The 235-nt window shown below is 63.0% G+C and carries 1 pseudogene; it reads right to left on the bottom strand.

From position 1 onward, the window contains the following. A pseudogene (locus R0J92_RS26650) lies at positions 1–235 on the bottom strand (hypothetical protein); the annotation flags it as partial.

Below are 235 nucleotides of genomic sequence, written 5' to 3'. Positions count from 1 at the left end.
CAGCGGATTGGTGATGATCCGCAGCGCAAAGGTGCCGTAGCTCATCTGGGCGCCGGAAAACCGCAACAGCACGCCGACATTGATGAAGTTGATCGGCAGGATGATCACGGCCATCACCAGCGCCACCACCGTCAGCCCGGTGTCACCCTGGATCTTCTGGGCGATCGCGAGCGCGATGAAGGCATTCCAGCGGGTGGCGGTCTGGAAGACGGAGCTGAAGGCCGAAGCCGCGACC

It is taken from the genome of Tritonibacter sp. SIMBA_163 (assembly GCF_046535935.1).
Lineage (GTDB): Bacteria > Pseudomonadota > Alphaproteobacteria > Rhodobacterales > Rhodobacteraceae > Epibacterium > Epibacterium scottomollicae.
The sequence above is the reverse complement of the archived record's forward strand: the minus strand, read 5'-3'. Positions and strand labels throughout refer to the sequence as shown.